This is a genomic window from Kolteria novifilia (genome assembly GCA_007748055.1).
Lineage (GTDB): Bacteria > Planctomycetota > Planctomycetia > Kolteriales > Kolteriaceae > Kolteria > Kolteria novifilia.
In genome coordinates, this window is sequence record CP036279.1 from 1,295,780 (window position 1) to 1,310,918 (window position 15,139).

At 62.8% G+C, this 15,139-nt stretch carries 14 protein-coding genes; 9 read left to right on the forward strand and 5 right to left on the reverse strand.

Annotation, left to right across the window (positions count from 1 at the left end):
* Nucleotides 1-195 precede the first annotated feature (195 nt).
* Together Pan216_RS04730 and Pan216_RS04735 are read left to right on the forward strand one after the other, a co-directional pair.
* Nucleotides 196-1,302, forward strand: a complete 1,107-nt coding sequence (locus Pan216_RS04730) for a hypothetical protein (RefSeq protein ID WP_145255537.1) — start codon at nt 196-198, stop codon at nt 1,300-1,302.
* Between the two features lie 370 nt (nt 1,303-1,672).
* Nucleotides 1,673-1,906: an AAA family ATPase gene (locus tag Pan216_RS04735; RefSeq protein WP_419193653.1), complete on the forward strand. Its 234-nt coding sequence runs from the start codon at nt 1,673-1,675 to the stop codon at nt 1,904-1,906.
* A gap of 51 nt (nt 1,907-1,957) precedes the next feature.
* Here Pan216_RS04735 and Pan216_RS04740 read toward each other — a convergent pair whose 3' ends face one another.
* From Pan216_RS04740 to Pan216_RS04755, 4 genes are all read right to left on the reverse strand, one after another.
* Entirely contained in the window at nt 1,958-2,197 is a 240-nt protein-coding gene (locus tag Pan216_RS04740) for a hypothetical protein (RefSeq protein ID WP_145255543.1), read from the reverse strand.
* A 130-nt stretch (nt 2,198-2,327) separates the two neighbouring features.
* The gene (locus Pan216_RS04745; RefSeq protein ID WP_145255546.1) at nt 2,328-3,530 is read right to left on the reverse strand and encodes a sialidase family protein; all 1,203 of its coding nucleotides are present in this window, start codon (nt 3,528-3,530) and stop codon (nt 2,328-2,330) included.
* A 187-nt stretch (nt 3,531-3,717) separates the two neighbouring features.
* Nucleotides 3,718-4,695, reverse strand: coding sequence for an NAD-dependent epimerase/dehydratase family protein (locus Pan216_RS04750; protein WP_145255548.1), 978 nt, complete (start codon nt 4,693-4,695; stop codon nt 3,718-3,720).
* Nucleotides 4,692-6,926: an ArnT family glycosyltransferase gene (locus Pan216_RS04755; RefSeq protein WP_419193264.1), complete on the reverse strand. Its 2,235-nt coding sequence runs from the start codon at nt 6,924-6,926 to the stop codon at nt 4,692-4,694. Before Pan216_RS04755 ends, Pan216_RS04750 begins: the two co-directional genes overlap by 4 nt.
* Before the next feature lie 422 nt (nt 6,927-7,348).
* Between Pan216_RS04755 and Pan216_RS04760 the strand changes: the two genes are divergently transcribed.
* From Pan216_RS04760 to Pan216_RS04770, 3 genes are all read left to right on the forward strand, one after another.
* Complete coding sequence (locus Pan216_RS04760) at nt 7,349-7,663, forward strand: hypothetical protein (protein WP_145255555.1); 315 nt, start codon at nt 7,349-7,351, stop codon at nt 7,661-7,663.
* 619 nt (nt 7,664-8,282) lie between these two features.
* Complete coding sequence (locus Pan216_RS04765; RefSeq protein ID WP_145255558.1) at nt 8,283-9,584, forward strand: GNAT family N-acetyltransferase; 1,302 nt, start codon at nt 8,283-8,285, stop codon at nt 9,582-9,584.
* An 86-nt stretch (nt 9,585-9,670) separates the two neighbouring features.
* Nucleotides 9,671-10,282 (forward strand): M48 family metalloprotease, encoded by a 612-nt coding sequence (locus tag Pan216_RS04770; RefSeq protein WP_145255559.1) that lies wholly within the window; start codon nt 9,671-9,673, stop codon nt 10,280-10,282.
* A gap of 335 nt (nt 10,283-10,617) precedes the next feature.
* On the opposite strand, the gene Pan216_RS04775 is transcribed toward Pan216_RS04770, so the two are convergent.
* Entirely contained in the window at nt 10,618-12,411 is a 1,794-nt protein-coding gene (locus tag Pan216_RS04775; protein ID WP_145255562.1) for a hypothetical protein, read from the reverse strand.
* Nucleotides 12,412-12,875: 464 nt separating this feature from the next.
* Between Pan216_RS04775 and rpsJ the strand changes: the two genes are divergently transcribed.
* From rpsJ to rplW, 4 genes are all read left to right on the forward strand, one after another.
* A complete protein-coding gene (gene rpsJ / locus Pan216_RS04780) occupies nt 12,876-13,208 on the forward strand; it encodes a 30S ribosomal protein S10 (protein WP_145255565.1) in 333 nt (110 codons plus the stop codon).
* A 121-nt stretch (nt 13,209-13,329) separates the two neighbouring features.
* A complete protein-coding gene (rplC, locus tag Pan216_RS04785) occupies nt 13,330-13,977 on the forward strand; it encodes a 50S ribosomal protein L3 (RefSeq protein ID WP_145255568.1) in 648 nt (215 codons plus the stop codon).
* A 34-nt stretch (nt 13,978-14,011) separates the two neighbouring features.
* On the forward strand, nt 14,012-14,764 hold the full coding sequence (gene rplD, locus Pan216_RS04790; protein WP_145255571.1) for a 50S ribosomal protein L4: 753 nt from the start codon (nt 14,012-14,014) through the stop codon (nt 14,762-14,764).
* Nucleotides 14,757-15,083 carry a 50S ribosomal protein L23 gene (rplW, locus tag Pan216_RS04795; RefSeq protein ID WP_145255574.1) on the forward strand — a complete coding sequence of 109 codons (327 nt, stop codon included), beginning with the start codon at nt 14,757-14,759 and terminating at the stop codon, nt 15,081-15,083. Before rplD ends, rplW begins: the two co-directional genes overlap by 8 nt.
* The last annotated feature ends 56 nt before the right edge of the window (nt 15,084-15,139 follow it).

Genomic DNA, 15,139 nt, shown 5'->3' on the forward strand with positions numbered 1-15,139 from the left:
CCCCTCTATCTCCCCCTTTGACAAGGGGGAGCAGTCGGAACGCCCCTTGGGCAAGGGGGAGCCGTCGGAACGCCCCTTGGGCAAGGGGGAGCCCAAGGTTGGGGAGTGGTTCGACCTTCTCTTGACCCGTTCGGCGAACCGAAGGATAGTCCCGGGCGACGGTTGCGCTGGTCCACAACACAAGGAAGCCGATTCATGCCTCCACGTCGCGTTCGTAGACGCCCCATTCCGCTCATTTTGCTCACATTGACCACGGTTTTCGCCGGGCAAGCCACCGCCCGTGCCGCCGAGACGGTCACGATCTCGCGTTCGACCTTCGAGATTCCGATCAACGTCAGCACCGAAGTCGCCCAAAAGGTAACCCAGTACCAGCTTTACGTCTCGACCGACCAGGGAGCAACCTGGACGATGTCGCAGACCGCGGTCCCAACCGCCAAAGCCTTCACCTACAAAGCCCCGAACATCGGCGAGTATTGGTTCAAGCTGGGCTATCTGAACGAACAGGGTCAACTCGAGCCGGAGAACATCCTCAACGCCCCGGCCGAACTCAAGGTCGTTGTCGACCGCAAGGACCCGCTGCAGAACGTCACCACCGGCGTCGAATCGGCGTTCCACTCGCTCGGCGAGGGAATCAGTGACATCAGCCGCAAAGTGACCGGCCTGCCCGCCGGCAGCAGCGAAACCATCACGGTTAAGCAGCCGGTGATCGACATTCCGATCCACGTGCCAATCGCCCGTCGGCCGCTGGTGAAGGATCTGCGGCTCTATTTTTCGAGCGATTTGGGCAAGAACTGGCAACTGCTCGAGACCGTTCCGACCACGCAGAAGAAAGTCGTCTTCCGGGCCCCCAGTGACGGCGAGTACTGGTTCACCGTCGTCGAAGTCGATCGTTGGGGCAAGACGGTCCCGTCCGATCTTCGGCTGGCCAACCCGTCGCTGAAGGTCGTGGTCGACACCCGTCCCGCGACGACCGAACTGCGGGCCCTTCCCGCGGGTGGCGGTCGTGCCGGGGTCTCCTTCCTCATGCAGGACCCGAACGTCGACATGAGCAAGCTCCGCGTCGAGATCCAACGGGAAGGGGAGTCGATCTGGCAGAGCCCCGGCCCGGGTGAGGATGTCGAGATCCGCTGGACCTGGCCGTCGAACGCCGGCGAGCGTTATAAGGTTCGGCTCATCGTCCAGGACAAGGCCGGCAACCTCAGCGTCGAGCAGACCGACGTCCCCTCCAACGGCTCCCCCGTCGCCGGCAGCCCCGCCACCCCCGCCGTCAGCGAACGCCCCGCGGTGGGAACGGTGAAGTAAGCTGAACGGGCCACAAGTCGAGCTTCGCGAGCCCTCCGGCTATTTGGCTGGAGGGTTTGTGTTTTTCTTGGGGAGTAGTTGGGGAAACGCGAAGAGAATCATGAGCCTCGATTCATTGCAACTTGTTGCAGGTCTTGGTGATCGCCTGTTCATTCGTCCGAACTGGTGCAATGCGTTCAGGCGGCGAAACATCAGACTAAACCGCGAACATGTCTCGCATGTTGGCTAGAATTAAGTCGAAAACCAGAGGCAACGTCAGTGATCCGAGAAAAAGTCTCGGGAGAGTCCGTTTCCGTCAAAGGTCCGAGCAATGCTTATCTCCTTCTCCGTCAGCAATTTCCGATCGTTCGGAGAGGAAGTCACGCTGAACATGGTCGCAAGCAAGAAGCTGTCCGATCATCAGAATCACCTTGTTCCCATCGGTGAGACGGGGGAAAGCGTGGTCCGGTGCGCGCTCATCTACGGGCCCAACGCGGCTGGGAAATCCAACCTCATCAAGGCGATGAACTACGCCCAGCAGGCTATTCGCGGGAATTACCGAGTTCGAACACTTGAGACCTTTCGTTTTGATCGACGATTCGTGAGAGCGCCGGCAGCCGAGTAGGAGTGTTTCCCTGAAGGTCGCTCCTTCACCCACGACCTCCCGCGTCAACGGTCACTCCAGCGATGCGCGGCCGGCGGTCGTCCCTCCCGAGACTTCCAGCGTGCTGCGCACGCCCCGGTAGCGGAGCAACCGGGGGTAGCCTTGAAAGACCAGCGTGCTGCGCACGCCCGGTACGCGTCCATCTCGACTCTCGGCCTCGCCATGGGGGTAGCCTTGAAAGAGCAGCGTGCTGCGCACGCCCCGGTAGCGGAGCAACCGGGGGTAGCCTTGAAAGTCGAATTGGTGGGTCAAGACCCACCCTTCGGCTTGTGTCATGCAATGGCCTGACAAACGGGATGGCCCGCCAGAAAGGCCACTTCAAACGACTGCCGATAGGGGTGCGGGCGAGGAGGCTGGGTGAGAGAACGCGCGTGGGATACGATCAGGCGGTGCGGTAGAGCTCGTCGATGGCGTAGATCTTCTGCATGATCTCGCAGTCGCGGGCCCACTTGGTCGGGCGAGTGTAGTAGGCAACCAGTAGCTCGTCGCCTTGAACATGGACCGATGGGTACGCGGCATCGTGCGTCCGACGGTTGTCGATGTCGCCGACGATCGTCCAGGATGCTCCCTCGTCGCGGGAGAGGGCCGCGGTGAGCGGCGTTCGCGGCCAGTTCGACGGCGAGGCCACGTTGTTCCAAAGGACAAGCAAGTCGCCGGTCGACGGGATGCGAGCGAGGACGGCGGGGGAATCGGGCGAGGCCAGCTCGGTCGGTTCGGGCGTGCTCCAACTCGCACCGCCATCGTCGGACAACGTCACGTACTGGCGTTTCAACGTGGTCCGAAGCAGGCAATAGAGACGTCCGTCGGCAAGCTCGATCAGTGTCGGCTCGTGGGCGCCACGACCGGGGGCGGTGACCGCTTGGCCTCGCTTCCAGGTGGCAAAGCCGTCGTCGGAGTAGTAGACGAACGACTCGAGATCCTTGCCGCGATAGTCGCCGGCGCCGCGCGGGCCGTGCGTTGGGAGGGCGATCCGACCACTCTTCATTGTGAGGGCTCGGCCGGCGACATTGCAGTACCAACCCGGCTCGGAGACTTGCTCGATCTCGCTCCAAGATTCGCCCTCGTCCTTCGATCGCTTCATGAAGACGTTGCGTTGCCCGCGGCCGGAGTCCCACGCGACGAAGAAGAAGAGAATCTCCCCCGAGGGGAGGCGAATCAGGTTGGGATGCTTGACGTTGAGGTTCCAACGATTCTCTTGCAGCGTGAATCCCGAGTTCCAAGTGCGGCCGCGGTCGTGCGAGATCATGCCGGAGATCCGGCACGGCATGTCGTCGCGAAACGACCCATCGCGTGACGTCGGTCGCCGCTCGAGCAGGGACGGGCGATCGGCGTAGTATTCGCACCACGCGAAGAGCAAGCGGTCGCCCGAGAGTGGGAAGTAGAGTTGATGATCGTGGCGCGGATGCTTCGGTGTCCACGGGCAGACAGTCCGCTCGTCGATGGGGGTGAGCAGCCGCGACGGCGCGTCGCCGGGGCTCGCGACAACCGGCCCGCGGGGGAGGGTGAGCAAGCTCGTCGTGAGGGTGGCGCTCGTGGCTCGGCAGAAGGAGCGTCGGGAGATAGGGCCTCTGGAAGGTTCATTCATCGGTGGGTTCCCGTGGTTCGAAGTCGCACGTCCATTGTCCTCGCGGGCGGACCGGCAAGCCAGGGTCTTCCGCTTGGATCTCGCAGTCGGCGACGTCTCCGGGAGGTCTGTGTCAGCCGATGCGATGCTTGCTACGGAGATGGTGGGGGGGAGCCCACTCGACGAAGACTTCCCATGAAGGAAAGGCTCAAATCCAGCCCATGCGGCGGTACCAGCAGACGGCGTCCTTGAGGGAGTCGGCGAGGGGACGTGGGGAGAGGGCAAGCTCGGCGAGACTGCGGGAGGGGTCGAAGTGCATGACGTAGCGGGTCAGTTTCACGCCGGTGATCGTCGCTTGGGGCATGCGGCCGGAGATCCAGTCGGCCCACCACTCGCTGGCGTGGGCGACGCCGAGAGCCAACCAATAGGGAACGCGACGTGTCGGCGGCTTGCGGCCGGCTCGCTCTCCGACCATGCGGAGCCATTCGGCGAGCGTCACGTTGTGGGCTCCGAGCAGATAGCGGCGTCCGGGGAGCGCTTTCTCCATGGCTAGACGAAGGCCGGTGGCGATATCGCGGACGTCGATCATGTTGAATTGGCAGTCGAGGTACGCGGGCAAGGCCCCGCGGCAGGCGGCGACCGTCATCCGCGTCGGCGGCGACAGGCCATAGTCACCGGGGCCGATCGGCAACGTCGGGTTGACGATGACGACGGGAGCCCCTTCCCTAGCAAGGGTCATCGCGGCCTCTTCCGCTTGGAACTTGCTGAGACAATAGGGGCCGACCATGTCCTCGCGGCGCAGCGTGAGGTCCTCGACGGCGCCCCCGTCGAAGCGGCGCGAGGTGAGGATGCTTTCGGTGCTGGTATGCAGGACGCGTTCGCAGCCGGCATCGACCGCTTCGCGGAGGACGTGGACCGTCCCTTGGTGGTTGACGGCATCGAAGTCGCGTCGACGCCTCGTCCAAAGATTCGGGTTCGCGGCCAGGTGATAGACGCGTCGGCAGCCCTCGACCGCGCGGCGCACCGCCGAACGATCGCGGATATCGCCGACGTGCCATTCGACTCCGGTCAGATCGCCCTCGACGGGTGAGGAGAGATCGAGGACGCGAACGGGCTCTTGGGCATCCACCAATTGCCGAACGAGATGGCGGCCAATGAAACCGGCACCGCCAGTGACGAGATTCACCGCTCGGAATCCCTTCCAATAAGGGGACCATCAGTAACGCGATAGACCTGAATGGGGGATGCCGGCCCCAGCGGGGTCTGTACCGGCCTTAGCATGCCACGCGAGGTCAATTCCTGGAAGACTTTCGGGGTCACAAAGTCAGGGAAACCGTAATTCCCCGCCGAACGATAAAGCTCGATCCACGACCAATCGACGAGAACGACATCAATTCCCTCTTCCTCGAAGGCCTGGCGAATCTCCTCGGTCGGGCGCAAGCCATCCCCATCCGGATCGCGCACCAGTTTTTCCAGCAGGTTACGATCGAAGACCGTGTTGTAGCGGGCGTCGGGCAGGGCGTTGTACACAGCCGCCAGTCCGACGAAGAGGACGGTCTCGTCGGGGGCCACGAATTCGGGGCTGTTGACCAACTGAATCGCGGTTCCCTGGCCGCGAAGACGCGCCTCGTGGATGTCGGCGGTGTAGTACGGCAATCCGACCAGCGGCGTCGTGCAGTAGGCGAGGTTGTAAAAGACCGCGACCGAAAACGAGAGCCACGCGACGAGCTTCCAATTCAATCTTGCCGACCAGCACATTCCCACTCCCGCGAGCACGACCGCGAAGGGCTCAAGCGGTAACCAGAAGCGGTCGAGTCGGTGCGTCAGCAGCCAGAAGGCCCCAAAGAGGCCGAGCACCAGCAGCCAGAGAGACAAGGCTTTGCGGCGATCGCGATGCAAAAACGCGAGCGGCGCGAACGCGAAGACCAGGGCGCTCTGCCAATCGCTCTCGATCAAGACCTCGCGGGCCGACTGAATCAGCGAGCCGACCTGGTAGTTGCCAGGCCGATGCCCCTTGGAGAATTTCTCCGCGTCGGCAGCCGTCCATTCTCCAACCCCGAAAAGCTCGAAAAGTAGCGGATAAACAGGGTTTCCCGTCCAAAGGAGATTGCGCAAGAACCACGGACCCGCGCTGAGCAGCATTCCCCCGACGAAGATCGCCCCGAGCCGACAGGCCAGTCGCCCGTCGCGCATCGCCACCAGAACGACGAAGGCGGGCAGGCCGACGAAGACCACGCCGGTGTACTTGCATCCGACCGCGAACCCCGCGAGCAGCCCACTGACCAGGGCCCAACGCCAACGCCCCATTCGGCCCTCGAGGGAGGCAAGCAGCGTGAGCACGCCGTAGAAGAGCAGCGGTCCCTCGACATAGGGATGGACGCTCAAACGGTAGATCCACGGGGTCGACAGATAAATCGCGGCGCTCCACCAGCCGATTCGCTCGCCGAAGAGGTCTTCCGCGAGCACGCCGACGGCTAGCCCCCCAGCGAGTCCGAAGGTCGCGATCACGATCTGGCCGAAGAGCCCGCCCAGGAACCAGTCGCCAAAGAGGCTCATGCCCGCCAGCGACCACATTTCGGTCAGGAAGGGAAAGCTCGTGTAGACGTTGTGCGGCAGGTAGCTGATCCGGCCGGCGAGGAAGTACTCCTTCGGCCCGAGCAGGTGATACGCGAGCGCGTCGTAGTCCATCGTCGGAAGCGCCGCCGCCAGGAGGCCCAGCAAGACGAAGGGCGCCACCAGCAGCGATAGCGCCCAACGCTCGATCGTGGAAGGTCGGTCCGCGGCCAACTGGTCGGAAGAGCGATCGGCGGGGGGACTCGGCCGACGACGCCACCAGACGACCCAACCGGTCACCACCAACGCCATCACGATCGAGAGGGGCACGCGGCCCAACAATCCGGCAAGACCCAAGAGCTGTACCAGCAGCGAAGCGGCTCCCATCCCCAGTCCGAAGGCGACGATCCACCGCCGGAGCCCGCGTCCGGAGTCCTCCGGTCCGATCCAATGCCGAAGCAAATCGCCCGCGAGCGTCGCCGCCGCGAGAAAAACGATCGCCGCGAGGTAGAGCGGAAGACGCTGAATAAGGTGCTCGGGCGTTTCAAAGCGTGAAAGGGCAAGGGCATAAATCGAAGGATGTCCGTCGGGCGCCGGTAGGGCGGCATGCTCCATCAGTTGCCAGCGGGCGAAGCGGTTCTCGGGCTGGGGCGCACTGCCGTAAAGCGTGGCAGCATAGAAGCTTATCTGAAACACAGCGGCATAGGCGAAGCCGCACAGCAGGCCCATTCCGACGGAGACGTCGGTCGGTTCCTTGGGTGGGAGGTGTTCCTTGGCGTGGCGAATCGGTCGTTCCTTACCGAGCTTGAGTCCAGGGTGACTTGGGGGATTGTAACGGCTTTGCCGGTTCTGAGGAGCGCCCACCTGAGATCCCGCATGGAGACAAACAAGGAGGTATGGGAAAACTGAGAGTCCTAGGGTATTTTGAGAAGCGTTGACGGCACGGACGTCGTCGTCTTCCCTCCCATGGATGCCACTGCCTGGCCGCTGTGCGCTGAAGGCTTCCCCGCAACTAGCCCGCATTCACCTCCGGGCTTTAGGGGAAGCCTTCGGTCTTTTCTTGATCGGCGACATTCTCGATCGGGTCGCGAGCGTCGCGGTCTTGATTCACGTCGTGTCGACTCGACATCTCGTAGCGATCGGTGGTTTTGCGACTGGCATGCCAGCGCGGGTTGGCAATTCCCTCGTCTCAACCGAGCCCGCTGGTCGTCTTTCCGGGCGGCGACCGGGCATACTTGCCCTGACGGCGCGTTGGCGCCTTGGTTGCATCATGGAGGGCAAACACCATGCAATGGAGACGGAAAGCGTTTCTCGTCCTCGCGGCGGGAATGCTCATGTTCTCATCGGTCGGCGCGGCCCAGGCCACCGAATGGGGCCGGTTCTACCACTACCCCTACTCGTACTTCCCGGTGAACTACCGCAAGCCATTCAATAGCCGAGACGCGTACATGCCGTACGGCTACCCAATGTATCCGCAGTACCAGGCGTTCCCGCCTTACTTCCGCAAGGATCTCTACTACCCCTATCTGCGGCAGCTCAAGCCGGGCAACAACTGGAAGTCGTGGTACCAGGGGAACCATTACCAACTCGACGTCTTTTGAGCCGAACCTCGGTGACGACGAATTGGTGTCGGTGGGCGGCCCACGTGCTGGGTCGCCCGGGCGCGATCAAGCCGTTCCCACCGCCGACGCCAAGAGCTCATTTCGCGAGAAACAGTAGTCGTTCGGATAACAAAGGCCTCGTCCGCGATCATGACCACTCCCCCGCTCGACTCCTCCAAGGACCCCATCCCCCCCATCGATGAGTCCTCCGAGGATCGCCCAACGTCCGCCGTTTCCACCTCTTCCCGCGACCGGAGTCGGTCCGAGGCCCTTCGCATCCTGATGGAGGCTGCCCCCTGCCCCTGGCAGGACGACGATGACTCCCCCACGCCTCTTGACGAGACCGCCTCGTCTCCGTCGATCCCCGAGACATCCGACTTGCACCACGGCGTCACCCGGTTGATCGTTTCGTTCGGCGACATGGCGCGCTAGCGCTCCTATGTCCAAGGGGGAGCCTCTTCCCTCCCCCTTGGACAAGGTGGAGCCATGGGAAGTCCCTTGGACAAGGTGGAGCCATGGGAGTACCCGTTCCGCGACCGGGATGACTTGACCGGTTTTGGAAGAGCGATTACGAGCTTTCCTCGACAAGTGGAAAGTGGGCAACGAGCGCATGGTCAGGATGAACACGGCGGTTGTTTCCTCGATCGCCGACATTAGCGACGACGATCTCGACGAGATCACGGCCGATGGACACGTTTTCGCGTCCACCTCTTGGTACCGGATGCTCGAACGGCTCGATCTGCGCACCATTGTCGGCGGCGACGTCGAGCTCTACTTCGTCGTCGTCCGGGCCGATGATCGCCCGGTCGCGGTCTGTCCCCTGCTGCGCGCTCGCGGCGAGGGTGTCTACTTCGTCTATAGTCTTCGCCGTTACTACTTCGAACATTGGATCGAGGAAGCGGTCCGCATCGATCCGAGCCAGTCGCGTCACTTCGCGCGTCTCATGGCGGGCGTTTCGGTCTACCGCAAGTCGTTGCAGCTCAGCGGAGCCCCGCTGGATGACTGCCTGATCGTCACCAATCCGCTCTCCTATCGCGGAACCGTCCCGGTCGCGCCTTCCTCCTCGTCGTTCCGGCTGGAGGTCTACGGCGCGCTGCTCGATGGGCTCAAACGCTTCTCGCGGCGCCGCAACCTCCCGCTCTGGTTCCTGAGCGTGGACGAAAGCGACAGTCGCTGGCCAAAGATGCTCGAAGGGGCCGGCTGCCAACGAACGTTCCTCTTCTACGACAACCAGCTCAATCTCGATCCCTACGAAAGCTTCGACGACTACCTCGGCTCTTTCCGCCGAACGACACGACGCGCCTTCCAGCGCGATATCGTCCGCACCTCGCGAGCGGGGTTTACGTTCCGGACGATCGAGGACTTCGGGACGATCTCGGGACAACTCAGCGAGCTCTATCGTCAGACCTACAAACGCTACGGGGAGAGCTTCTTCCGCCATCCACCGAGCTTCTGGCGAACGCTCAACGATACCCTTGGCGAGAGCGTCGACGTCATCGCGTGCGAGTACGAAGGGGCGATGGTTGGGTTCACGGTGCTGCTGCACAGTCAACGCCGAGGGGAAATGTGGACGTATCGCATCGGGCGATCGTACGACGAGAACATCGCCCAAGCCCCGTTCTATTTCAGCCTCAGTTTCTACGCGCCGATCCAGCACGCCATTGACAAGGGTTGCCGTCGGATCTGGCTCGGGCCGGCGTCGTACGAGGCCAAGAGCGTTCGCGGCGCCGACCAGGTGCCGCTCTACAGCTACTTTTGGTTCCCGCGACGTTGGGACCGTTGGCTCCTCGCCCCCTACTTGCAGCTCTTCGGGGACGTGAGCAAGGATCAGATTCATCGGTCGATGGCCCGTCCGGTCCGGGTGGGAGAACAGGTCGGCCTCGATCGCAAGAAGAACCGGGAACGGGGAAAGCGGGGATAGCCGATGTCGCCCCGACGACCGGCGAGAGAGGTTCCCCAACGAAAGTGAGTTTGCCACCGCGGGTTTCGAACGAGATCCGGTGCTCCATGATGAGTAAGTTCCTGCGACATACGCTCGCGATGCTGATCGCGATCCCCTTGGCCGGGGTGAACCTCGGCTGTCAGGGGACGTCCGCGCGCGCCGCTCGCCGGCAGTCTCCGCCCTCCTCCGCACTCGCGGCCAACCCTCAGCCACGAGCCGCCGACGCGACGCCGATCGATCTCGTCGAGAAGGCGGGGAGCTCGAAACCGGCATCGACGAAGGAGGAGCCAGCGCGTCCGATCTGCGATCCCGAGGACGTCCAACGGATTCTCGACGAAGTGGGCGGGCGTCTCGCCGAGGCCTCCGGATCGCGGGGGATCACCTTCACGTTTCAAAGCATCTATAACCCGACCCCACGCAGCCATCATTCCGACAAAGGGACGATTTACGTGAGCTGCGGCATGCTCAAAGCGCTTACGTCAAAGGACGAGCTCGCCGCCGTGCTCGCGATGGAGATGGCCGAGTTTCTCGCCGAGGAACAAGCGACGACGGAGACCGCGTCGGAGTCCCCCCTCGCGATCGCCACTCGCCTAGTCAAGGACTCCGGCTACGATCAGGAGAAGCTCCGCGTCGTCGCCGCCCGCTTCGACCAGAAGGCTCCCGTCTCACGGCTGTGAATTCGCTCCCCCTTTGCCCAAGGGAAGAACTCTTTGCTCCCCCTTGTCCAAGGGGGAGTGAGAGGGGGTCTCCCCAATCCCTCACCTAACAGTTGAAACCGAAATCTAAATGGCCCCTTGCGGGGTTCGCATTTCCATCCGATCGGTACCCAGGGTGCGCGAAGCGCGACCCTGTCCATCCCTTGTCACCAAACCGTGAACGGATACGTCGCGCATAGAGAAAACCCCCGCCTCGAAGAGGTCGACAGCAGCATGGGAGGGTGGGTGCTGTCGCCTGCGTCGTGGCGGGGGCTGGAAAACGCTCGGAATGCCCGGTTTCGAGACCGGGGCAGACCTTAGAAGTTCGCTCGCGTCAGACGGTTCTGCGGTCCGAAGCGATAGGAGATCTGAGCCTGCAGCTCCCAGTCGAACTGACGGCCGGAGATGCCACCCTTGAGCGGCGTGCCGGCGGCGAGGACCGCGTTGGCACGTCCGAACAGCTCGAGGCTGACGCCGGTCGTCAGGTTCAGGATGTCCTGGTTGGCCGCGAAGTCGCCGATGACGAAGCTACCCTGTTGGATGCGGTCGACCTGGCCCATCGTCGTCGTGTAGTGCAACTCGAGCATCGGGGCGACGGCGGTCAGCACGCCGTAATCGCGGTGCTTCATGACCCAGTAGCCGATGCTGGCGTCGATGTAGCCGAGCGTCTGATCGGTCAAGACGCCCGCCTTGTTCAGGCCGCCGATGCCGTCGAGGTCTTCCCAGACGGCGTTGCCGTTGGTGCCGAAGTCGGCTTGGAGGAAGCCCTGGGCGAAGAAGCGATCGTTCGGAGCGAAGACCGCCCCGATGTAGGGCATGAGGTGGACCGACTGATTGTTGATCCTGACCAGGACGTCGTTGGCGGTGTCGCGGACGGTGACGTCGTCGGCCGTCGGGATCGCCAGGCCGGAACCGACCGAGATGCCGAAGTTTTGCGTGGCGTAGAGTAGGGCTTTGAGATTGAAGCCGATGTTGCCAAACTCGACTTGATCGACACCGGGACCCGAGTTGAGGACCTGGTTGCTGTTGAGCGTGCCGGCGAAGGGCATGCGGAACTCGATCGAGGCCATCCGGTTGAAGAAGGTCTTCTCGAAGCCGGGCGTGTACCGGCTAACATCGACGCCGCTGGAGGAGTAGGGGACGTCGTCGAAGTAGTTGTAGTTGAAGAAGACGCGATCGCGGGGCATCGGGCTGTTGTTTTCCGCGACCTTGAGTCGACCGACCGCGCCGCCGCCGCTGGGGTTGGCGACGGAGATCAGGACGGTCTCCTGGCTGATGTAACGCGACTCGGCGGTGTAGTTGTAGTTGGCCGAGTAAAGGCTCCCGCTTTCGGTTTGCTCGGCGACATTGCTCTCGTTGGTGACACTCGAGACGACGGTCGATCCGGGCGCGACTTGAGCGGCGTTGATCTCCTCGATCGTTTGGACGCCCTGGGCGGCTTGGGCGGTGATGCTCGCGTCGGGAGCGAGGATCTCGGCCGACTGGGGCAGCGTGTCCGCGGGGAAGGAGTTGACGCTCTGGGTATCAAGGGTCTGCGGGGCCAACTGCTGCTGGACGCCAAGAGCGGAGATCGACAGGGTCGTCGGCTGCGGGACTGTTCCGGTGGAGAAGATGACCGGGCCACTACCTTCGTAGGACGGGCTTCCCTGGACGTTGCTGATCGAGAGCGTGCCGGTTTGGCCGTTCAAGATACCCGGGATGACATTCGGGATGTCGATGGCAAGCGGTCCACCACCGAAGCCGTCGCCGATCATGTACGGGGCGAGGTTGGTCGGGGCGTTGGCGGCGGAGAAGTCCGTTCCGGTGAGGGAGTCGGACAGCAAGTCGGACATTTCCGGCGACGGCTCGGGCGCGTCGGTCAGGTCGTCCGTGGGGGCCTGCATGTCATCCGGGGTGGTCGGCGCTTCGGTCGGCGCCTCGGTCGACTCGGGCTCGCTGGCCTCGGGATAGATCGAGATGTCACACGGACAGGGCTCACATTCGACGCAAGAGGCGCACTTCTTCTTGAAGGGGCGCCATTTGCCGCCCGCCTGGGCCGCCAAGGGGCTGCCGATCATGGCGAGCGTCGCGAACATCGCGGGCATGTGGCGCCATATGGTCGCACGGATCATGAGGGAGTCCTTTCCTGTCGCTGGCACAAGGCCACCGAAAACCGGTTCCTGGGTGTCAACGGGTGTCAACTTCTGACGAGAACGAGTTCGTTTCGGCGCTGTTTTGTCGTGTTTCGGGTTCCGTTTTGGACAAAATCGGTCCGAGTTTGATTTGATTTTTCGGCAAGCGTACGAACAACCGGACAGCGGAAGCACCCTCGCGCCGCGTATCACTCAAATTGAGAGACAGGTGGTGCCGGTTGTAGCGACTGGGGGGCCGGCTGATGCTCGCGCCCGGGAGAAGGGCCGTTGAACCAAGGCTGAATCGCGCGGGAGAACGAAACTTGCGCGAACCTAGTTGACGCTACCGAAGGGCGTTCGTAACTTAATAGATCACGGCTCAAAATCGCGAAGCCGTAACCTTTTGGGAATAATAGAGTTAGCGATTTCGGGCTGGCAACGATTTCAGCCCAGGGGGAGTATTGGTGTCGACGGGCGGCAGCGAACGAATCCGCATTCGGATGGAAGCGTACGATCACTCCATCCTGGATAGTTCGGCAACAGAGATCGTGGACACCGCGAAGCGGACCGGGGCGACTGTTCATGGCCCGATCCCGCTTCCGACGCGGATTTCTCGGTACACCGTGAACCGGAGTCCGCACATTGACAAAAAGAGCCGTGAGCAGTTCGAAATCCGGACGCACAAGCGGCTGATCGACATCGTGCAGCCGACGGCGCGGACGATTGACGCGCTCAACAAGATCGCGTTGCCCGCGGGTGTCGATATCAAGATTAAAGCTCTATCTATCGCTGGTTAGGTTGGCTCGGTAGCGACCGAACGTCTTGCGTCAAGCCGTGTTGGGAGTTCGGTCTTCCGGGGCCGCCCGACAGGGTACGTGGGACGCATTTGGTCAACGTGCCGTCGAGAGAGGTTTTGACATGACGCCGACATTGCTCGGTCAGAAGATCGGCATGACCCAAGTCTTCGACGACGAGGGGAACGTGCATCCCGTCACCGTCTTGAAGCTGGGTCCTTGTCAGGTCCTGCAGGTTCGGACGGCGGAGAAGGATAAGTACGAGGCGGTGCAGCTCGGCTATCTCGACAAGCCTCGCAAGTCGGCCACCAAGGCCGAGCGTGGGCATGTCGCCAAGGTCGGCGCGGAGCCGAAGCGGTTTGTTCGCGAGGTTCGCCTCGACGCTCCCGCGGAGCATGAGGCGGGGGCCGTCCTCACGGCCGATATCTTCGATGGCGTCAAGGCCGTCGACATCATCGGCACGATGAAGGGCCGCGGCTACTCGGGAACGATGAAGCGGCACGGGTTTGGTGGTCTCGAGGCGACTCACGGCGTGCAGCGGAGCCATCGTGCTCCGGGCTCGATCGGTTGCTCGGCCTATCCCGCTCGCGTCATCAAGGGCCGCAAGATGAACGGTCAGTACGGGAACACCCGTTCGACCGTTCGGAACGTGAAGGTCGTTCGGCTCGATGCCGAGCAGAGCCTGCTTTTGGTTCGCGGTGGCGTGCCGGGCCCGAATGGCGGCATGGTCATGGTGCGGGAAACGAACAGAAAGAAGTCCAAGAAGGCGTAAGCCCGAAGGGACCTAGTTGGGGGACGTGGGAGCGATGTTGACGCTTCCGGTCATGAACGCTGAGGGCAAGCAGGTTTCGACCGTCGAGGTCGATCCTGCGCACTTCGGCGGAACCGTGAACAAGCAGTTGTTGCACGACGCCGTGGTCATGTACCAGGCGAATCGCCGCGTCGGAACACATTCGACGAAGCGTCGTGGCGAGATGGCCGGCTCGGGCCACAAGCTTTATCGGCAAAAGGGAACCGGTCACGCCCGGATGGGGCCAAAGCGGTCTCCGGTTCGGCGTGGAGGTGGAAAGGCCCATGGGCCCAAGCCTCGCGACTACTCCTACTCAATGCCGAAGAAGGCTCGTCGCTTGGCCACGCGGATGGCGATTCTCAGCAAGATGGTCGACGACGAGATGGTCGTGGTCGACTCGCTGCCGTTCGCCGAGCCGAAGACCAAGGCGATGGCGGGAGTCCTCGCGGCGCTGGGGCTTTCCGAGCAGTCGTGCTTGATCTCGCTCAAAGAGACCGACACCAATGTGTTGTTGTCGGCACGAAACATTCCTGGGGTCGATATCCTGACCGCCGGCGACTTGAACGCCCTCTCGGTGCTCAAGCCGAAGCGGATGCTGGTGACCCGGGAGACGTTGGAATTCCTGCAAGAAGCGGGCAGCGTCGGCAAGGACGCCGAATCACCTGTTGGTGAAGAGGTGCCGTCGGCCGAGGCGGGCGAGGCTTCGGATGCGAAGACCGAATCTGCTTCGGATGGTGGCGCGGACGGGGAGGAGGCCAACGATGGCTAGTCGCAACCCTCGGGCGCCCGAGGTCAAGAAGGGCCCCGCGCTCGAGCCGCATCAAGTGCTCGTGCGTCCGATTATCACCGAAAAGGGTACTCACCTGGTCGAACGCCGCAACACGTACGCGTTCGAGGTGCATCCGCTCGCCGACAAAGGGCAGATTCGCCAGGCGGTCGAGCAGCTCTTCTCGGTCTCGGTCACGAGTGTTCGGACCCAGAATCGGATTGGGAAGACCCGTCGATTCAAGGGGCGTAAGGGGCGGACGGCGGGCTGGAAGAAGGCCTACGTCACGCTTTCGGATGCGGATCGGATCAGCATGTTCTAAGGTGCCGGGCGAACGTCGCCGCGGGCTGGGTGAGGGTTTCTTCGTCGCTCGGCGGG